Origin of the sequence: Burkholderia sp. AU31624 (assembly GCF_020420065.1) — a bacterium.
Classification (GTDB): Bacteria; Pseudomonadota; Gammaproteobacteria; order Burkholderiales; family Burkholderiaceae; genus Burkholderia.
In genome coordinates this window covers 267,025-285,166 of the sequence record NZ_JAIZRT010000009.1, presented here as the reverse complement: position 1 = coordinate 285,166, position 18,142 = coordinate 267,025, and the positions used below count along the sequence as shown (strand labels likewise).

Sequence of the window (18,142 nt, the reverse complement as noted above, 5' to 3'; positions counted from 1 at the left end):
ATGCGACGCACGACAGCGGCACGGGCCGCACGATGGATGGCGGCGGCCCTGTTCGCCGTGACCACCGCGCACGCGGTGGCGGCCGGGCCAACGGACGCGCAGCAGGAAGTCAACCGGCGGACGGTGCTCGCGTTCTACGAGAAAGGCCTGAACGAGAAGGACGCCGACGCCGCGCTCGCGTACGTCGGCGATCGCTACGTGCAGCACAACCCGAACGCGGCCGACGGCCGCGACGGCTTCCGCAAGTTCGTCGCGTTCCTGCGCGACAAGTATCCGCAGTCGCACAGCGAGATCAAGCGCTCGTTCGTCGACGGCGACTACGTGATCCTGCACGTGCATGCGGTGCGCGAACCCGGCACGCGCGGCAGCGCGATCATGGACATCTTCAAGCTCGAGAACGGCAAGATCGTCGAGCACTGGGACGTCAATCAACCCGTGCCCGAGCAGGCCGCGAACGGGAACACGATGTTCTGACGGGGGCCGGGCGCGTGGGCGTATCGACGTGCCCGCGGTCTCGTTGCATCGGCCGTGCCGGCGGTGTCCTTGACATGGCCGCCGCATCCGGCCTGCTTGCTACTCCTCCAACTCCAGCATCGTCGCGAGCGCCTTCGTCAGTTCGCTGACCATCGGGTCGGCCGTCGGCCGATGCAGGATCGCGATGTCCATGTGCTCGATCGGCGCGAAACCCTGTTTGGCGGTCAGCACGACGTGCTCGTCCGTCACGACGCGCGCGGGCAGCACGCTGATGCCGAGCCCGTCCGCGACGGCGGCCTGGATGCCGCTCAGGCTCGACGTCGTGAAGCTGATCCGCCAGCGGCGGCCGCGCTCCTCGATCGCCTTGATCATGTCGTCGCGATAGAGCCCGCGCGGCGGGAACACGACGATCGGCACCGGGTCGAGATCGATCGTCGGATGCTTCGCGCTGTCGATCCAGCGCAGCTTCTCGGGCCAGCGCACGACGGCCTCGCGGCTGTCGCGCCGCTGCTTGATCAGCACGAGATCGAGCTCGCCGCGGTCGTATGCCGCGCTGATGTCGCGGCTCAGCCCGCACGTCACTTCGAGCTTCACCTGCGGATGCGCGCGCTTGAACGCCGCGAGCGCGTGCGTCGTGCGGCCCGCCGCGAAATCGTCGGGCACGCCGAGCCGGATCGTCAGCGCGACCGTGGCGCCCGACAACGCTTCCAGCATCTCGTCGTTCAGCGCGATCATGCGGCGTGCATAGCTGAGCACCGTCACGCCCGCGTCGGTCGGCCGCACGTCGCGCGTGCCGCGGTCGAGCAGGCGGTGCCCGGCGATTTCCTCGAGCCGGCGCACCTTCTGGCTGACCGTCGACTGCGTCGAATGCAGACGCGCGGACGCCGTCGTGAAGCTGCCGCAGTCGGCGACCATCACGAGCGCGCGCAGCAGGTCGAGGTCGAACAGGGGTCTATTCATTTATGCACTTCTGCGGATTCGAACATTTCATTTCCAAATGCGTGCGACGACTTTTAACATGGCCGGACGGAGTGGGCAATCGCGGTTTCGCCGGACCCGGCGTGGCGTTACGGGGGCTGTTGAGGCGTCTGGCGCATACTCCTGTGGCGGTATAGGGCGCTTTGCTGGAGCGGTCTGAACCGCGCTTGGAAAGTGCTGCGTCAATCGCCTGTGTAGACATCGCCGTTCGCGAATATCCGGGGAAATACGCTGTGTGTCGGATGTGCACCGCGCAGGGTAAACACGGAAAAATCACTCTTTTAGCCGTAGATCAGCCACTGCACTAGCCTTCAGGTTCGCCCCCGCCTTCACCGCCTTTCTATTCCCATTTCCCCGCTTGCGCACAAAAATTGAGCGGTCTAGACTGCAACGCAGTTTCATCGAAGTCCCTGTCTTTCGCGCACCGCGCCGGGCCTGCCGGCGCACCGCTCCCCACCGGACGCCGGCGTTCGCCCGCCGCGTCGAGACCTACAAGGACGCACCATGAACCGCACTGCAAAGCTTCTCGTTACCGCGCTCGCGTTCGCGCCGCTCGCGTCGTTCGCCCAGGACACGTCGACGATCCGCTGGGGCATCGACCCCACGTATCCGCCGTTCGAGGCGAAGCAGCCCGACGGCTCGCTCGCCGGCTTCGACATCGACCTGCGCAATGCGATCTGCGAGCAACTGCATGCGAAGTGCGTGTGGGTCGAGCAGGGTTTCGACGGGATGATTCCGGCGCTGCGCGCGCGCAAGTTCGACGTGATCATGTCCGCGATGACGGCCACCGACGAGCGGCTCAAGCAGATCGACTTCTCGAACAAGCTGTATGCGTCGCCGGGTGCGCTCGTCGCGCCGGTCGGCTCGACGCTGTTGCCGACCGCCGCGTCGCTCGCGGGCAAGCGCGTCGGGATCGACCAGGGCACGACGCAGGAGGCGTACGCGAAGGCCGAATGGGCGACCAAGGGGGTGACGATCGTCTCGTACCAGAACCAGGACCAGGTGTACCAGGATCTCGTCAACGGCCGCCTCGACGCGACCTTCCAGGACAAGACGCAGGCCGGCTACTCATTCCTGAAAACGCCGCGCGGCAAGGGCTATGCGTTCGCGGGCCCCGACGTGACCGACGTGCGGATCACCGGCTACGGCGTCGCGATGGGTGTGCGCAAGGGCGATGAAGCGATGAAGAAGAAGCTGAACGACGCGATCGTCGCGATCCGCGCGAACGGCACGTACCAGAAGATCGCCGCCAAATATTTCGACTTCGACATCTACGGTGCGAAGCAGCAACTGACGTCCGCACCGTGAATCAGTGATTCCGTGATTCACTCCATCGACAGGCACACCATGACGAGTATCCAGGACCGCGTCGCGCAAGCCGTGACACCCGAACTGATCGCCGCGTTCCGCGAGGAAGGCGCGGTCTGCATCAAGGGCATTTTTTCGCCCGACGAAGTCGCCGCGCTGCGCGCCGGCATCGACGCGAATCTCGCGCACCCGAGCGAGCGCGCGAAAGTCGCGAGCCGGCCCGACGATCCGGGCTGGTTCTTCGAGGATTTCTGCAACTGGCAGCACAACGACGCGTATCGCGACTTCATCGTGCGCTCGCCGGCGCCGTCGGTCGCCGCCGCACTGATGGGCACCGAGCACGTGCGGCTGCATCACGACCACCTGCTCGTGAAGGAGCCCGGCACGCGCCAGCGCACGCCGTGGCACCAGGACCAGCCGTACTACAACATCGAAGGCGACGACAACGTCAGCATGTGGATTCCGGTCGATCCGGTGCCGCTCGAATCGACGCTGGAATTCGTCGCGGGCTCGCATCTCGGGCCGTGGCTGATGCCGCGCACGTTCATGGACAAGGAAGCGAAGTGGTTCCCGGAAGGGAGCCTGGCTGACCTGCCCGACATCGAAGGCGACCGCGCGGCGTTTCCGATCCGCCACTGGGCGCTCGAGCCCGGCGACATGGTGTGTTTCCGGATGCTCACGCTGCACGCGTCGGGGGGGACGCAGAACCGTCGGCGCGCGTTCTCGATCCGCTTCGTCGGCGACGATATCCGTCACGCGCCGCGCCGCTGGAAGACGTCGCCCGATTTCCCGGGGCTCGCCGAGCAGCTGCCCGACGGCGCGCCGCTCGATCACCCGCTGTTTCCTGTCGTGTGGTCGCGCGGCGCGGGGCAGGCCCGCGCGATCTGACGCGGGCGGGTGTGCATGACGGACGCGGCGGCCGCTTTCTGACGAAACGGCCGCCGCGTGCTTTTGTACGTGGGGAAAGGGGTCAGGTCGGGTGGCGTCCGGCGCCCGGCTTGAAGCGCGAGCCGAGCCGGTAGCGGTTGCCCGGGTGCAGGAAGTGCACGAACGTGACGGGCTGCCCGTTCGTCCAGGTGCGGCGCGTGAGTGTGAGGCACGGCTCGTCGGCGCGCATGTCGAGCAGCCGCGCCTGTTCGCCGGTCGGCAGCGACGCATCGACGACGTGCTCGATCTCCAGTTCGTCGTGCGACACGTTGTTGAACAGGTACTCGGACGGCGGCTCGACCTGGAAATCCTGGTCGATGAAGCCGGGCGCGGCGGCCGGGTTCACGTAGCGATCCTCGAGCTGGATCGGGCGGCCGTTTTCCTCGTGCACGCACACCACATGAAACACCGGCGTGTTGACCGGCAGGCCGAACGCGGCCGCGACGTCGAACGACGCGGGCTCGCTCGACTGGCTCAGCACGCGGCAGCGATATTCGTGCCCGCGCGCGCGGATTTCGTCGCGGATGTGCGCGATCATCAGCAGGTTCGACTGCGGCTTCACTTCGGCGACGAACGTGCCGACGCCCGCGATGCGCTTCAGCACGCCTTCTTCGGTCAGCTCGCGCAGCGCGCGGTTGACCGTCATGCGTGCGACGCCGAACTGGGCGGCGAGATCGAGCTCGGACGGGATGCGGTCCCCGGGGCGCCAGTCGCCCGCTTCGACGTTCTGGCGAACGAGCGTCTTGATCTGCTGGAACGGTGCGGTGGCCTTCGTGACCATCGGGGATCCTTGCGCGAAAAGGTGACGATGCTAGTCGTCGTGACTGACGATGACCAGGATCTCCGCCTGCGCGGTGCCGAGGCTGCGCGTGCGGTGCGGGATGAGTGCGTTGAAATAGACTGAATCGCCGGTCTTGAGTTGCACCGTCTCGTTCGGAAATTCGATTTCGACGCGCCCCTTGTGCACGAACAGGAATTCCTCGCCTTCGTGCTCGCGGAACGTCGACGCGACGAATTCGTGCGGCGGATGCACGACGAACGGCAACATCTTCTTCGGCGCGACGCCGGCCGCGATGCTTTCGAAGCGGTGGGCCTGGCTGTCGGCTGCCGCGCCCATCGCCGTGCGCTCGCCGGCGCGCGTGACCGTGATCAGCTCGCGATTGCGGCTTTCCGAGAACAACTGCTCGACGTCGACGTTCAGTGCCTTCGACAGCTTCAGCGCGACCGCGATCGACGGCACGCTCAGGCCGCGCTCGACTTTCGACAGGTAGCTCTTGGTGAGGCCCGTCTCGTCGGCCAGCACGTCGAGCGTCCAGCCCTTCTGTTTTCTGAGCAGCTTCAGGCGAATCGTCATGGGGCGCCAGGTGTCCTTCGAAAAACCGATTGTAACGCATGACACTATGTGTCCTATGGTGTATCGTGTGTCATGTTTTGCCGGGAAAGCGGCCGCGGACGGCGCGACCGACCCGATCCATTCAGGAGGTGAACATGGCGGAAACGCTGAATCTGGCGAAGGAGGCGCTGGTCGCGCTGGCGGAGCGGCGTCTGGACAACGCGGTGGGCGACAGCGGCTGGTCCGCGCGGCAGAAGCTCGCGCTCACGTGCCGGATCCTGTTCGACGCCGGTCACGATTCGGGCCTGGCCGGGCAGATCACCTGCCGCGCGGGCGAGGCCGGCACGTACTACACGCAGCGGCTCGGGCTCGGTTTCGACGAGATCTCGGCGGCGAACCTGCTGCGCGTCAACGAGGATCTCGACGTTGTCGACGGCGAAGGCATCCCGAATCCGGCCAACCGGTTCCACACGTGGATCTACCGCGAGCGCCCGGACGTAAACTGCATCATCCATACGCATCCGGCGCATGTCGCGGCGCTGTCGATGCTCGAGCAGCCGCTCGTCGTATCGCACATGGATACCTGCCCGCTGTACGATGATTGCGCGTTCCTGAAGGACTGGCCCGGCGTGCCGGTCGGCAACGAGGAGGGCGAGATCATCTCGAAGGCGCTCGGCAGCAAGCGCGCGATCCTGCTGTCGCATCACGGCCAGCTCGTGGTCGGCAAGACGATCGAGGAAGCGTGCATTCTCGCGCTGCTGATCGAGCGGGCCGCGAAGCTGCAGCTGCTCGCGATGGCGGCCGGCGAAATTAGGCCGGTGCCGCCGCCGCTGGCGCGCGAAGCGCACGACTGGATTTCGAAGCCGAAGCGTGATGCGGTGACGTTCGACTACTACGCGCGCCGGGCATTGCGGACGCATCAGGATTGCGTCGCATGAGCGGGCGATTCGTCGTTCTCGTCTCAGACCATCATTGAGGAATACCTATCGTGTCCATCCTGCTGAAAGGCATCATTGCCTACCCGGTTACGCCGTTCTCCGCTGACGGCGGCGTCGACCTGAAAGCACTCGAAGCGCTGATCGAGCGGCTGATTGCCGACGGCGTCCACGCGATCGCCCCGCTAGGCAGCACAGGCGAAAGCGCGTACCTGTCCGACGCCGAATGGGAGGCGGTCGCCACCGCATCGATTCGCGCGGTGCGCCGGCACGTGCCGACCGTCGTCGGCATTTCCGATCTCACCACGGCGGGCGCGGTGCGCCGCGCGCGCTTCGCGGAACAGGCCGGCGCCGATGCGGTGATGGTGCTGCCGGTGTCGTACTGGAAGCTCGCCAACGACGAGATCGTCGCGCACTATCGTGCGATCGGTGCTGCCATCGGCATCCCGATCATGCTGTACAACAACCCCGCGACGAGCGGCGTCGACATGTCGCCCGACCTGATCGCGTCGATCTGCCGGACCGTCGACAACGTGACGATGGTGAAGGAGAGCACCGGCGACATCGGGCGGATGCACCGGCTCGCGCAGTTGAGCGACGGCGCGATCCCGTTCTACAACGGCAGCAATCCGATGGCGCTCGCCGCGCTCGCAGCGGGTGCGGCGGGATGGTGCACGGCCGCGCCGAACCTGAATGCGGCGTTGCCGCTGGCGCTGTTCGACGCGATGCAGGCGGGCGACCTGGCGCGCGCGAGGACGGTCTTTCATGCGCAGCTGCCGCTGCTGCAGTTCATCGTCAACGGCGGGTTGCCGGTGACCGTGAAGGCCGGGTTGCGCCTGCGCGGCTTCGATGCCGGCGAACCGAGGAAGCCGCTGATGCCGCTCGGCGACGCGCGCACGCGCGAACTCGAACGCCTGCTCGCGGCGCTGCCGGACGGAGTGACGACATGAGCGATACGGCACGACCGCTGATCTCGGCCGCCATCGGCGCCGTGCGGGTCGGCAAGTGCCGGCCGCTGGCCGACACGCCGCACGCTAGTGCGATCGACAAGCAGCCGGTCGGCGCGCGTCTGTGGCTGGGCACGCTCGGCTTTGCCGGCGACGAGCAGGCCGATGCGCGGCATCACGGCGGCCCTGACAAGGCGGTGCACCACTATGCGCACGATCACTATGCGTGGTGGTCGGCGCAGATCGGCACGCGTGACGTGCTCGCGCAACCGGGCGCGTTCGGCGAGAACCTGTCGACGCACGGCGTGACCGAGCACGACGTGTGTCTCGGCGACGTGTTCACGCTGGGCGGCGCCGTGCTTCAGGTGTCGCAGTCGCGGCAGCCGTGCTGGAAGCTGAACGCGCGTTTCGATCATCCGCGGATGGCCGCGCTCGTGCAGCAAAGCGGCCGGACCGGCTGGTACTACCGCGTGCTGCAGGAAGGCTGGGTGGAGTCGGGTGACGTGCTGGCGCTGCATGAGCGCCGCTACCCGCGATGGCCGCTGGCGACGGTGCTCGACGTGCTGTACCGGCGCACGCTCGACATGGCCGCGCTCGATGCGCTGTGCGACGTGCCGATATTGCCGCCCGGCTGGCGCACGATGCTCGAAAGGCGCCGAACGGAGCGGCAGGTCGAAGACTGGACGAAGCGGCTCGAAGGGCGATGACGCGCCGCGTGCCGCGTGCCTCAGTGGCTCGGCAGTTCCCGCACGTCGGCGGTGGGCACCGAGCCGAACGCGTCGCTCAGCGCATAGCCGATCAGCTGTCGCGCGGCCGCCTCGGGCGTCGCGAGCGCGCCGCTCGACTTCAGCTGGTCGAATTTCTCGCGCATCGGGAAGTTGTCTTCGCTGGTCGAGCGGATCGTCGCCTGCATGCCCGTATCGACGACGCCCGGCGCGACGCTGCAGATCCGCAGCGCGCGGTTCGCGTCGAGTGCGACTGCGCGCGCATGGTGATCGAGCGCCGCCTTGGTCGCGCAGTAGACGCTCCAGCCCGCGTACGCGTTGCGTGCCGCGCCGCTCGACACGTGCAGGATCCGGCATTCGGTCGTGGCCCCCGCCGCTTGTGTGAGCGCGGCGGACAGCATCAGCGGCGCCGCGACGTTCACGCCGACCGCGCGCGCGACGATCGCCGGGTCTTGCGCAGCGAGTGGGCCGATCGGGTCGACGATGCCCGCGTTGTTGAACAGCAGCACGATCGATGCGCCGTCGACGAAGCGGCGCAGCGTGTCGCCCGCCAGCCAGGCCGCGACGGCCGCCGTGTCCGACAGGTCGAGTTCGATTTCGGCGAAGCGGTCGCCGGCTTGCGACGCGAGCGACGGATGGCGGCTGCGCGACACGCCGAGCACGGCGACGCCTTCCAGCAGCAGTTGTTCGGCGAGCGACGCGCCGAGGCCGCGCGTATGTCCGGTGACGATGGCGCGCACGTGCGGGGCGGAAGAGGATGCGGTCATGGTGGTGAACGGGTCGAAGGGGTGAACGGGATGAGCGGCGTCGACGCGCGGTGCGCATGCGTGGCGGCATGGCGTGCGGGTCGGGCGATGCGTGGTGTGGCGTGCGAAGGCGGTCGCGCGGCGCCGCGGGCGTCGGGGTGACGCATATCGTAGCGCCCGCATGCGTGTCGCGCAAACGCCGCCGCGCGTGCGGAGGCGGAATCCGCGGTGCCATGCGTATCCCACGCCGCGTGGCACCCACTCGCCGATACGTTGGACGAAAGCCTGCTGCGGCAAGTGCGCGCGCCGGCACGCCGCGCGGCGCCGGGCCACGCGACGCGAGCTATCATATGGCTCGCCCGTGCGCGATGCCGGACGGGCCGCGACCGTTTCCCTTCACCTGCTGCACGCTGCGACGCCACCATGAACACCACGCCGGATACGCCCACGCCACGCGCCCTTCGCGAACTCACGCCCCTCGAGGCCCGCATTCTCGGTGTGCTCGTCGAGAAACAGCACACGGTGCCGGACACCTATCCGCTGTCGCTGAATGCGCTGACCGCGGGCTGCAACCAGAAAACCGCGCGCTCGCCGGTGATGAACGTGAGCGAGGATGAGGTCACGACCGCGCTCGACGGACTGAAGCACCTGAGCATCGTGATGGAAGGCAGCAGCAGCCGCGTGCCGCGTTTCGAGCACAACATGAACCGCGTGCTCGGCATTCCGAGCCAGGCGATCGCGCTGCTGACGATCCTGCTGCTGCGCGGCCCGCAGACGGCCGCCGAACTGCGCCTGAACAGCGCGCGCCTGCACGGTTTCGCGGACATCTCGTCGGTCGAGGCGTTCCTCGACGAACTCGCGGCGCGCACGCAGCCGCTCGTCGTCCGGCTGCCGCGTGCGCCGGGGGCGCGCGAGAACCGCTGGATGCACCTGATGTGTGGCGAAGTGAACCTGACCGACTTCGCGAGCGCGGAGGCCGGCGGTGCGGATTCCGTGCCGCCTTCCGAATTCGAAGCGCTGAAGGCGGAACAGAAGCGCCTCGCGGATGAAGTGGCGCGGCTGAATGCGCTGGTTCTGCGGATGGCCGGCGAGCTGGGCATCGACGTCGACGCGCAAGGCGCGTCCTGACATCAGCGGCTGCGGGGCGTATGCATCGCCCGGCCCCGTCGCCACACGGCCGGGCCGGTGCGCGATGTGGGCACCGCCACGCACCGCCGTGTTACTTCAGCTTGACACCCGGTACGAGATAACGCGAACCGCCCGGTTTCAGGATCGGTGCCAGCGCCGCAAAGGGCGCATCGAGTTGCGGCCCGAGGCAGGCGCCCATCGCGTGCCCGATGCCGGAGACGCTGAACGACAGCTTGCCGGGCGCATCGAATTCGAACGCCAGATACTGCGGGAACACATCAGCACACGCCATCGAATCGCCGTCGCCGTCCGTCGGGTGAGCGCCAGATTCGGTCTTGTCACGCAACCGCGCAATGAAGTTCACCAGCGCGGGGCTCGCTGCCGGTTCGCCGTCCTTGCCCGCCGCAGTCGCGTCGATCACGCGATCCCAGTCGAGATACGTACCACGCAACAGGTCGAACGTGACCGGATCGTAGTGATTGTTCGGATGGGCGCCGCCGCAGTACGTACTACCCGATTCCACGATGCCGAGTGCCGCAGGTGACAGCCACGTGACCGTCACCTGTTCGTCGTCGAAGCCGCCGAGCGAGCCGGCGGCCGGCCCGTCGTCGGAGTAGCGGGTCGACGCGCATTCGAGCGCGGCGAGATTGATCTGCCAGTGCTGCTGCTCGAGCAGGCGGTTGACCCGTGCCATGACCGCCGGATCGGGATGACGGCTCAGACGCGGATACATGAGCTTCGTGCGCGGGTCGCGCCACATCCGGTACGCAACGGTGCCGTCGCCGATCTCGGGGCCTGCGGGCTGCGCGTGCCCGGCAAGCTTCAGCGTCGCATAAGGCGCCTGCCGCATGTCGATGGCCACGCCGCTTGCGATACCGCTGCCGACGCCACCGGCGATGCTGTTGGTGACGGCTTCGACGGCACCGGGCGCAACCGCATCGGGATCGTATTCCGCAACGCGCCGCAGCGTGAAATTGCGTGACTTGCCAGAGCGCGCATCGATCCAGCGGCCGCGATAGCCGGCCTTGTCCCGCGTGCCCTGCCAGGTGGCCGCGGCATGATCGAAATCGGCTTGCTGGCCGAATCCCAACGAACTGCGGGCATCGTCCGGCAACTGCGATCGCACGAGCGGTTCGACCAGTTGCGCGGGCGTGCCGTGCAGCGGAATATCGACGCCGTGCTGCGCATAGAAGTAGCGGCCCGAGATTGAACCATCCGCAGCCGGGCGATCGTCGAGTTCCATCACGACGGCGCCGGCGCCTTGCAGCGTTCCTTCGTAGACCGTGCGCGGCGCGGCATCGACACAGCCCGCGCGCAGCGCGAACAGCACCAGCACGAACCGGATCAGCGGGCGCATCACCAGCGGCACCCGGTTTGTTCGGACGCGTCGACGTCCAGTACCCTGCCGAACGCGGTCTGCTTGCCGGTGCGCGCGCTGGTATAGGTCATCGAATAGATCATCGCGCCTTGCGACATCATCTCGTACCGCCCGTTGATCCTGCCGTCGACCATCTCGACCCAGGTTGTCGTGAACTGGTGCGGGCGGCCCTCGGCGAGCACTTCCTCGTCCACGTGCTCGACCACCAGCGGCAGCGCCGTTTTCGCTTTCGCATAGCGAACCATGCCGCCTGACCAGCCGACGGCGTCGTCGTAGTAGGTGCGCATCTCGAAGCGCACGAGCTTGTCGCCGTCCGACTTGAAGCAGTACACGTCGGTGGAGACCTTGGCGAACGCGGGCAGCGACGCGCAGAGCAGCAGGGCGGCAAGGATTTTTTTCATGATGAGCCGGTGAAGAATGAAGTGCGGCATCAACCTAGCACGATCCGCGTCGCGCCTGCATCGACGAGCCGGAACAGCAGATCCTCGACGGCCGTCTCGGGCGCGGAGCCGAGGTCCGCATTGACGCGCCACCCCTGTTCCGTGCGAACCGGTTCCGACAGGTAGTGAGCGATGCCGTGCAGGCCGTCTTCGGCCGGCGTGTTCTCGTCGTCGACGTCGAACCACGCGAAGAACCACGCCTTGAACGCCTCGACGGCCGCGCTTTCGTCGAGACCATCGGCCTCGATCGCAGCCCAGTCCCACACGAACGGGCGGATCGACACGGCCGCCGTTTCGAGGTCGAACGCCAACGGCTCGAATGCCAGTTGCGTGGCGGAATCGACCATCGCCGGCTGGCCGGCCGATTCGCCTTCCGTGGCAATGAGGTCGGCCCGGCACGGCAACGCGAGCGGCCCTTCGGTGGCGAGCGTGCCGTCGGCCCGCCGGTAGGCCGGTTCGACGATCACGGCCGGTTGCGCCGCCGCTTTCGCGAGCAGGTCGGCATACGGTTGGCGGATGGCGCGGAGCAGTTCGGAGACGGTCATCGTGGCGTATCGGTTGGGCAGGGGCGATCGGTTGCAGGCAGTCAGTATGCGGCGCGGCCGGCATCGCACGACGGGGCCTTCGGTACCGGACAGCCGTGATCGTACGGCACTTCGACAACACGCGGACAGTCGGCCGAATGGCCTGCGCCACCCGCATCGCGCGGCGACCGATTTAGACGTTTACCTTCAAACAATCGAAAACGCCCGTCGAGCGCGCGCTCGTTGTGCTTCAATTCATCCGGTTTGTAGTCCTACTAAAATTACAGGTGCGGAACAGGCCGGATTACTCATTCACAGGAGACAGTCGATGGCTCGGAAACGGTTTTGAAGCGGCACACGCGATGGTCTGCAACACCGCGAACTTCCTTCGATGAAAGCAGGTTATCCCAGGGGCCCCAACCATGTTCTCAAGACGTTTCATGATGGCCGCGGCAGCGATGTCCGCCGCGTTGGCCATCACCGCGCCGGCAGCCAGCGCCGCCGCGCCGATCCTATCCGACCCGTTCTACACGTACACCGGCACCACGCCGTTGGCATCGATTCCACCGGGCACGGTGCTCAAGACGCGCAACGTCACCTACCACGTGGCCGGCATCCCCACCGCGCTGACCGCGCAGCAGTTGCTGTATCGCACCCATAACGCGCTGAACCAGCCGGTCGTCAACGTGACGTCCGTGATCCGGAGCCCGGTCAGCAACGGCCAGGCCATCTCGTACCAGTCGGCCTACGATTCGCTGAATCCGTACGACGAGCCGTCGCAGGTGATCGCCGGCGACCGCGACGTCACGAAGATCATCAACGTCGGCACGCTGCTCTACAGCGCGGAATCGATTCCGCTGTCGACGCTGCTGCTGCTCGGCTACAACGTCATCGTGCCCGATACGGAAGGCCAGACGGCCGATTTCGCCGCCGGCCCCGAATACGGGATGACGACGCTCGATTCGATCCGCGCGGCGCTCAATACGCCGTCCACGGGCATGAATCCGTCGAGCAAGGTCGCGATGATCGGCTATTCCGGCGGCGCGATCGCGACGAACTGGGCCGCTCAGCTCGCGCCGAGCTATGCGCCCGAGATCAACAGGCAGCTCGTCGGCGCGGCGGAAGGCGGCGTGCTGGTCGATCCCGCGCACAACCTGCGCTACGTCGACGGCAGCATCGTGTGGGGCGGGGTGGCCGCGGCCGCGCTGGCCGGGCTGTCGCGCGGCTACGGCTTCGACCTGACGCCCTATCTCAGCGATACCGGCGTCGCCGTGTTCAAGGACATCCAGAGCCAGTCGCTCGCCTACATCCTGCCGAAGTACACGGGGCTGCGCTGGGGCACGCTGTTCAAGCCGCAATACGCGAACGACATCAACAGCATTCCCGTGTACGTGACCTATGCGAACAAGGTGAATGCGGGGCTGGCCGCCTCGCCGACGATCCCGATGTTCATCGGCCAGGGCACGGCGGGCGCGCTCGATGGCACGTTCAGCAGCCAGGTGGGCGACGGCGTGATGATGGCGTACGACGTGCGCGCGCTGGCGCAGAAGTTCTGTGCCAGCGGCACGCCGGTCGTGTACAACGAGTATCCGCTCGAACATGCGGGCGCGATCGTGCCGTGGGTGGCCGGCATGCTGCCGTGGCTCTACGACCGCTTCAACGGGAAGGCCGCGCCGACCAATTGCTGGCTGACGTCGCTGCTGCCGAGCAATTCGCTGGCGCCCGAGACGCTGCACTAGCCGCCACGCCGCGTGCGATGCGGCGCGTGTCCGGGCGACCCTCCGCGGGTCGCCTTTTTTTTCGCCTGTTGATCTGCGTCGCGCTGCGGCAAGGGCGCCGCGTCGGTCCCCCTGCCGCAGCCCGCCACCGTCCCGTCCGGGTGCCATAATCGAGCCTGCCCATCATTCCAGACGTCCCCCGGAGAATCACCATGCAGAACCTCGACAATCCTTCCCACGATCGCGAGGTAGGCAGCGCCGACGCGACGCAGGACACCACGCGCATCGACGACGTCCGCATCGGCGCCGTACGCCCGCTGATTTCGCCGGCGCTGCTGCTGGACGAACTGCCGGTGCCGGCCGCCACGCAGACGCTCGTCGAGGATACGCGCCGCGCGATCGGCGACATCCTGCACGGCCGCGACGACCGGCTGCTGCTCGTCGTCGGCCCGTGCTCGATCCACGACCACGACCAGGCGCTCGATTACGCGCGCCGCCTGAAGATCGCCGCCGATGCGCTGAAGGACGACCTGCTGATCACGATGCGCGTCTACTTCGAGAAGCCGCGCACGACGGTCGGCTGGAAGGGCTACATCAACGATCCGCGCCTCGACGGCAGCTTCCGCATCAACGAAGGGCTGCGCGCCGCGCGGCAACTGCTGCTCGACATCAACGCACTGGGCCTGCCGGCGTCGACCGAATTCCTCGACCTGCTGAGCCCGCAATACATCGCCGACCTGATCGCGTGGGGCGCGATCGGCGCGCGCACGACCGAGAGCCAGAGCCATCGCCAGCTCGCGTCGGGCCTGAGCTGCCCGATCGGCTTCAAGAACGGCACCGACGGCGGCGTGCAGGTCGCGTCCGACGCGATCGTCGCCGCGGCCGCGAGCCATGCGTTCATGGGGATGACGAAGATGGGGATGGCCGCGATCTTCGAGACGCGCGGCAACGACGACGCGCACGTGATCCTGCGCGGCGGCAAGAACGGCCCGAACTACGACGCCGAGCATGTCGAGGCGAGCTGCGCGGTGCTGCGCAAGGCCGGCCTGCGCGAGCAGGTGATGGTCGACTGCTCGCACGCGAACTCGAACAAGTCGCACGACCGCCAGATCGACGTCGCGCAGGATCTCGCGCGGCAGCTGTCGCAGGGCGAGCAGCGGATCGTCGGCGTGATGGTCGAGAGCCATCTCGAGGCCGGCCGCCAGGACCTGAAGCCGGGCGTGCCGCTGAAGTACGGTGTGTCGATCACGGATGCGTGCCTGAGCTGGACGCAGACGGAGCCGGTGCTCGACGTGCTGGCAGCGGCGGTGCGGCAACGGCGTGCGCAGTCGCGCAACGCGTGACGAGGGCGATGTACGCGATTCGCTGCGGTGTCCGTAATGTCGCCATGGCAAGAGGTGGCTGACAGCGGCTGCGTCATCACGTCCGATGCAGCGTTTCGCGAGTGGCGCTAACATGGGCCGGTGTGATGCGTCGTACAGAGGCCTTTTCGTTTCACGCGGCGCATGCACGGAGGCGGCTTGGCCGGCCGCCGACACCGACAACAACCGAACCGGAGTACATGACAGCATGGCTTTCTACAAGACCCTCATCGCAGCAACCGTCCTCGCCTCGAGCGTCAGCGCACATGCGCAGATCGCGGGTGCGCAGCCGCTCAGCGTGACCGTCGAGCAATCGCAGGCGCTGCTCGAAGGCTGGAGCGTGAAGAAGAGCGTGCTCGGCAAGGCCGTCTACAACGACGAGAACCAGAAGGTCGGCACCGTGCGCGACCTGATCGTCGCGCCGGACGGCTCGGTATCGGCGGCGATCGTGTCGGCCGGCGGCTTCCTCGGCGTGGCTGCGCATGACGTCGCGGTGCCGATCGCATCGCTCGACGTGCGCAGCGGCAACATCTACCTGCCGGGCGCGACGAAGGATGCGCTGAAGGCGACGCCCGCGTTCCAGTACGCGAAGGTGCCGTCGCCGCCGAAGCCGAAGAAGGTCGACGACAAGCACTGAGCCAGCACGGATTGGCAATACCCGGCGCGCAACGCGCCGGGTATTTTGTTTGCGGTCAGCCGTTCGACGGATCGTCCGGAGGCGCGAGCGCCACGATGTGGCTGATGCCTTCGTGCGCCATCTTCGTATAAGGGCTGAAGCGCTCCGTATTGCGGACGAGTTCTTCCGCCACCGTGCGCTCGACGCCCGGCAGCTGCACGCGAATGTTCGCGTTCAGCATGAACAGCCCATCCACCGGATCGCGGCAGAAGTCGACCGATGCACTGACCGACGCGCCGGCGATCGACACGCCGGCCCGCGTGGCGAGCAGGCTCAGCGCCCCATGAAAGCACGCTGCATAGCTCGCGGCAAACAGCTGTTCCGGGTTCGGGCCGTCGCCCGGGCCGCCCAGTGCGGACGGCAGGCGCAGCGCCACGTCGAGGCGGCCGTCGTCGGAACGCGCGACACCCGATGCGCGCCCATGCTCCGCCGCCCCGCCCGTGACGGTCACCGTCGTCGAATAGAGCGTCTGCGGTTCCCGCCCGCGATACTTGTCGAGCAGCGAGAGCGGCGGTGGCCGTAGCGGCGTCATGGCGTGCGCGATCCTGCGGTGCGGCTCAGCGCGCGGGCTGGTTTTTTTTGAACCACGTATCGAAGGTCGTCGCAGCGAGGCGCGCGCCGGGCGCGGGGACGAGCGTGTCGTCCTGCAGTATCGCGCCGAAATAATCGGCGCCTGCGTCCCTGACCACCGTGCGCGGGTCGCGCGTGATCTTCAGGAAATGGTCGACCAGGTCGGCGATCCGCACCCGATCGGGGCCGCCGATTTCGGCAATGCCGTTGCGCGGTGCGTCGAGCGCGACATCGGTGACGGCGGCCGCGACGTCGTCCGACGCGATCGGCTGGAAGAACGCGGTGGCCTGCCGCGTGGTGTCGCCATCGGCGCTCGCCTGTGCGATCGCGCCGACGAATTCGAAGAACTGCGTCGAGCGCACGATCGTGTACGGCACGCCTGCTGCGCGGATCAGGTCTTCCTGAATGAGCTTGCCGCGGAAATACGCGCTTTGCTGCAGGCGGTCGGTACCGACCACCGACAGCGCGACGTGATGGCGCACGCCCGCCGCGCGCTCCGCGGCGAACAGGTTGCGCCCCGACGTCTCGAAGAATGCCTTCACGGCCGCTTCCTCGAACGACGGCGAGTTCGCGAGATCGACCACGACGTCCGCGCCCGCCAGTGCGTCGCCCAGCCCCGCGCCCGTGATCGTATCGACGCCGGTCGACGGCGCTGCCGCCATGGCGTCGTGGCCGCGCGCGATCAGGTTCCTGACGACTTTGCTGCCGATGAGGCCGGTACCACCAATCACGACGATCTTCACGATTGCTCTCCTTGAACGGGCGCGCGGGAGGCGCGCCGCCTGAATCGGTCGAAGCCGGCGCGCATTGCATTCGCACGCGTGCGCCGGCACGTTGCCGAATGGCGCGCCGCGATGCCCGCACGCCGTTCGATCAACCCGCATCGTAGGCAGATGCCGCGCGATCCGGTAGAGCCCCACCGGTGCTCACGGTGTTGCTTCGAATGCATCAATCGACCGGCTCCAGCGGCGCCGTCGTCGTTACGGTAGTCATCGCGGTCATCGTCGTGAGGCACTGCAGGTCGCGTGCGCGCGTCTGTTCGATCATGTAGTCGATGAATGCGCGGATGCGCGTCGGCAGGTGCTTGCGGCTCAGGTAACACAGATAGTGTCCGCCGTCGTCCGGCGCGTGCTGGCCGAGGCAGCTCACCAGTTGCCCGTCGGCGAGCAGGTCGCACACCTGGTACGCGGGCAGTTGCGCGATGCCGAGCCCGTCGAGCGCCGCGCGCACGACCAGATCCATGTCGTTGAAGGTGTGATGCGCGGCGAGCTGGTGCTGCTGCGCCAGCCCGTCGACCTTGAATTCCCATTCCGCGGCGCGGCCCGACGCGGTGCGCAGGTTGATGCAGCGATGCTGCGCCAGCTCGTCCACGTGACGCGGCAAGCCGTGCCGGTGCGCGTACGACGGCGACGCGCAGACGATCATCTGCATCGGAATCAACTGGCGCGCGACGATCGCGCTGTCCTCCATGCGGCCGTCGCGAAACGCGACGTCGATGCGGTCGACGGAGAAATCGGCCGGCCGGTCGTTCAGCAGCAGTTCGAGCGTGATGTCCGGATACTGCGCGTGGAAATCGCCCAGCAGCGGCGCGATGATCTTGCGGCCGAAGCCGGGCGTCGAGCCGATCCGCAGGTGTCCGCTCGGCGGGCCGCTGCGCAGCTCGCGCATGTCCTCGAGCGCCTGCGCGAGCTGTTCGATGCCGGGGCGGCAGCTTTCATAGAAGCGTTCGCCTTCGCGCGTCAGCGACATGCTGCGCGTCGTGCGCTGGAACAGGCGCGCGTCGAGCCGGTCCTCGAGCCGCTGCACGTGGCGGCTGACCGACGAGCGGCCGACGCCGAGGCGATCGGCGGCACGGGCGAAGCTGCCTTCGGTGACGACGGCCAGGAAGGTGACCACGCCGGCGTAGCAGGTCGAGAAGCTGCGCGCGAACGGATCGTCGGCGTCAGGGCGGCGGATGGAAGTATCTGGCATGAA

Annotated in this window: 20 protein-coding genes; 10 read left to right on the top strand and 10 right to left on the bottom strand. The window is 67.4% G+C overall.

Annotation, left to right across the window (positions count from 1 at the left end):
• Positions 1-474, top strand: a complete 474-nt coding sequence (locus tag LGM89_RS30165) for a nuclear transport factor 2 family protein (RefSeq protein ID WP_226274850.1) — start codon at positions 1-3, stop codon at positions 472-474.
• 99 nt (positions 475-573) lie between these two features.
• On the opposite strand, the gene LGM89_RS30160 is transcribed toward LGM89_RS30165, so the two are convergent.
• Positions 574-1,434, bottom strand: coding sequence for a LysR family transcriptional regulator (locus LGM89_RS30160; RefSeq protein ID WP_069252751.1), 861 nt, complete (start codon positions 1,432-1,434; stop codon positions 574-576).
• 522 nt (positions 1,435-1,956) lie between these two features.
• Here LGM89_RS30160 and LGM89_RS30155 point away from each other — a divergent pair.
• Entirely contained in the window at positions 1,957-2,760 is an 804-nt protein-coding gene (locus tag LGM89_RS30155; protein WP_226274849.1) for an ABC transporter substrate-binding protein, read from the top strand.
• 39 nt (positions 2,761-2,799) lie between these two features.
• On the top strand, positions 2,800-3,648 hold the full coding sequence (locus LGM89_RS30150; RefSeq protein WP_089441378.1) for a phytanoyl-CoA dioxygenase family protein: 849 nt from the start codon (positions 2,800-2,802) through the stop codon (positions 3,646-3,648).
• Between the two features lie 82 nt (positions 3,649-3,730).
• Here the strand turns inward: LGM89_RS30150 and hutC are convergent, their stop codons facing one another.
• A complete protein-coding gene (gene hutC / locus LGM89_RS30145; protein ID WP_069252748.1) occupies positions 3,731-4,468 on the bottom strand; it encodes a histidine utilization repressor in 738 nt (245 codons plus the stop codon).
• A gap of 30 nt (positions 4,469-4,498) precedes the next feature.
• A complete protein-coding gene (locus LGM89_RS30140) occupies positions 4,499-5,041 on the bottom strand; it encodes a helix-turn-helix domain-containing protein (RefSeq protein ID WP_226274848.1) in 543 nt (180 codons plus the stop codon).
• Between the two features lie 134 nt (positions 5,042-5,175).
• Between LGM89_RS30140 and LGM89_RS30135 the strand changes: the two genes are divergently transcribed.
• From LGM89_RS30135 to LGM89_RS30125, 3 genes are read left to right on the top strand one after another with little or no spacing between them, the layout of a single operon-like run.
• The gene (locus LGM89_RS30135; protein ID WP_226274847.1) at positions 5,176-5,958 is read left to right on the top strand and encodes an aldolase; all 783 of its coding nucleotides are present in this window, start codon (positions 5,176-5,178) and stop codon (positions 5,956-5,958) included.
• Between the two features lie 50 nt (positions 5,959-6,008).
• Positions 6,009-6,905: a dihydrodipicolinate synthase family protein gene (locus tag LGM89_RS30130; RefSeq protein ID WP_226274846.1), complete on the top strand. Its 897-nt coding sequence runs from the start codon at positions 6,009-6,011 to the stop codon at positions 6,903-6,905.
• Positions 6,902-7,609 (top strand): MOSC domain-containing protein, encoded by a 708-nt coding sequence (locus LGM89_RS30125; RefSeq protein WP_226207233.1) that lies wholly within the window; start codon positions 6,902-6,904, stop codon positions 7,607-7,609. Before LGM89_RS30130 ends, LGM89_RS30125 begins: the two co-directional genes overlap by 4 nt.
• Before the next feature lie 20 nt (positions 7,610-7,629).
• Here the strand turns inward: LGM89_RS30125 and LGM89_RS30120 are convergent, their stop codons facing one another.
• Entirely contained in the window at positions 7,630-8,394 is a 765-nt protein-coding gene (locus LGM89_RS30120) for an SDR family oxidoreductase (RefSeq protein ID WP_226274845.1), read from the bottom strand.
• A 402-nt stretch (positions 8,395-8,796) separates the two neighbouring features.
• Here LGM89_RS30120 and LGM89_RS30115 point away from each other — a divergent pair, with 402 nt between their 5' ends.
• Positions 8,797-9,501, top strand: a complete 705-nt coding sequence (locus tag LGM89_RS30115) for a YceH family protein (protein ID WP_226274844.1) — start codon at positions 8,797-8,799, stop codon at positions 9,499-9,501.
• 91 nt (positions 9,502-9,592) lie between these two features.
• Here LGM89_RS30115 and LGM89_RS30110 read toward each other — a convergent pair whose 3' ends face one another.
• From LGM89_RS30110 to LGM89_RS30100, 3 genes are read right to left on the bottom strand one after another with little or no spacing between them, the layout of a single operon-like run.
• Positions 9,593-10,858 carry a hypothetical protein gene (locus LGM89_RS30110; protein ID WP_226274843.1) on the bottom strand — a complete coding sequence of 422 codons (1,266 nt, stop codon included), beginning with the start codon at positions 10,856-10,858 and terminating at the stop codon, positions 9,593-9,595.
• Complete coding sequence (locus tag LGM89_RS30105) at positions 10,858-11,310, bottom strand: hypothetical protein (protein WP_226274842.1); 453 nt, start codon at positions 11,308-11,310, stop codon at positions 10,858-10,860. The genes LGM89_RS30110 and LGM89_RS30105 overlap by 1 nt, the downstream gene beginning before the upstream one ends.
• The gene (locus LGM89_RS30100) at positions 11,310-11,864 is read right to left on the bottom strand and encodes a hypothetical protein (protein ID WP_174947585.1); all 555 of its coding nucleotides are present in this window, start codon (positions 11,862-11,864) and stop codon (positions 11,310-11,312) included. Before LGM89_RS30100 ends, LGM89_RS30105 begins: the two co-directional genes overlap by 1 nt.
• Before the next feature lie 401 nt (positions 11,865-12,265).
• On the opposite strand from LGM89_RS30100, the gene LGM89_RS30095 reads away from it, so the two are divergent.
• From LGM89_RS30095 to LGM89_RS30085, 3 genes are all read left to right on the top strand, one after another.
• Positions 12,266-13,582: a lipase family protein gene (locus LGM89_RS30095; RefSeq protein ID WP_226274841.1), complete on the top strand. Its 1,317-nt coding sequence runs from the start codon at positions 12,266-12,268 to the stop codon at positions 13,580-13,582.
• 191 nt (positions 13,583-13,773) lie between these two features.
• Entirely contained in the window at positions 13,774-14,904 is a 1,131-nt protein-coding gene (locus tag LGM89_RS30090; RefSeq protein ID WP_089495987.1) for a 3-deoxy-7-phosphoheptulonate synthase, read from the top strand.
• A 226-nt stretch (positions 14,905-15,130) separates the two neighbouring features.
• Positions 15,131-15,559 (top strand): PRC-barrel domain-containing protein, encoded by a 429-nt coding sequence (locus LGM89_RS30085; RefSeq protein ID WP_089495988.1) that lies wholly within the window; start codon positions 15,131-15,133, stop codon positions 15,557-15,559.
• Between the two features lie 55 nt (positions 15,560-15,614).
• Here the strand turns inward: LGM89_RS30085 and LGM89_RS30080 are convergent, their stop codons facing one another.
• From LGM89_RS30080 to LGM89_RS30070, 3 genes are all read right to left on the bottom strand, one after another.
• The gene (locus LGM89_RS30080) at positions 15,615-16,130 is read right to left on the bottom strand and encodes an Ohr family peroxiredoxin (RefSeq protein WP_089475879.1); all 516 of its coding nucleotides are present in this window, start codon (positions 16,128-16,130) and stop codon (positions 15,615-15,617) included.
• A 25-nt stretch (positions 16,131-16,155) separates the two neighbouring features.
• Complete coding sequence (locus LGM89_RS30075; protein WP_226274840.1) at positions 16,156-16,911, bottom strand: SDR family oxidoreductase; 756 nt, start codon at positions 16,909-16,911, stop codon at positions 16,156-16,158.
• A 205-nt stretch (positions 16,912-17,116) separates the two neighbouring features.
• On the bottom strand, positions 17,117-18,139 hold the full coding sequence (locus tag LGM89_RS30070) for a LysR family transcriptional regulator (protein WP_226274839.1): 1,023 nt from the start codon (positions 18,137-18,139) through the stop codon (positions 17,117-17,119).
• Positions 18,140-18,142: the final 3 nt, after the last annotated feature.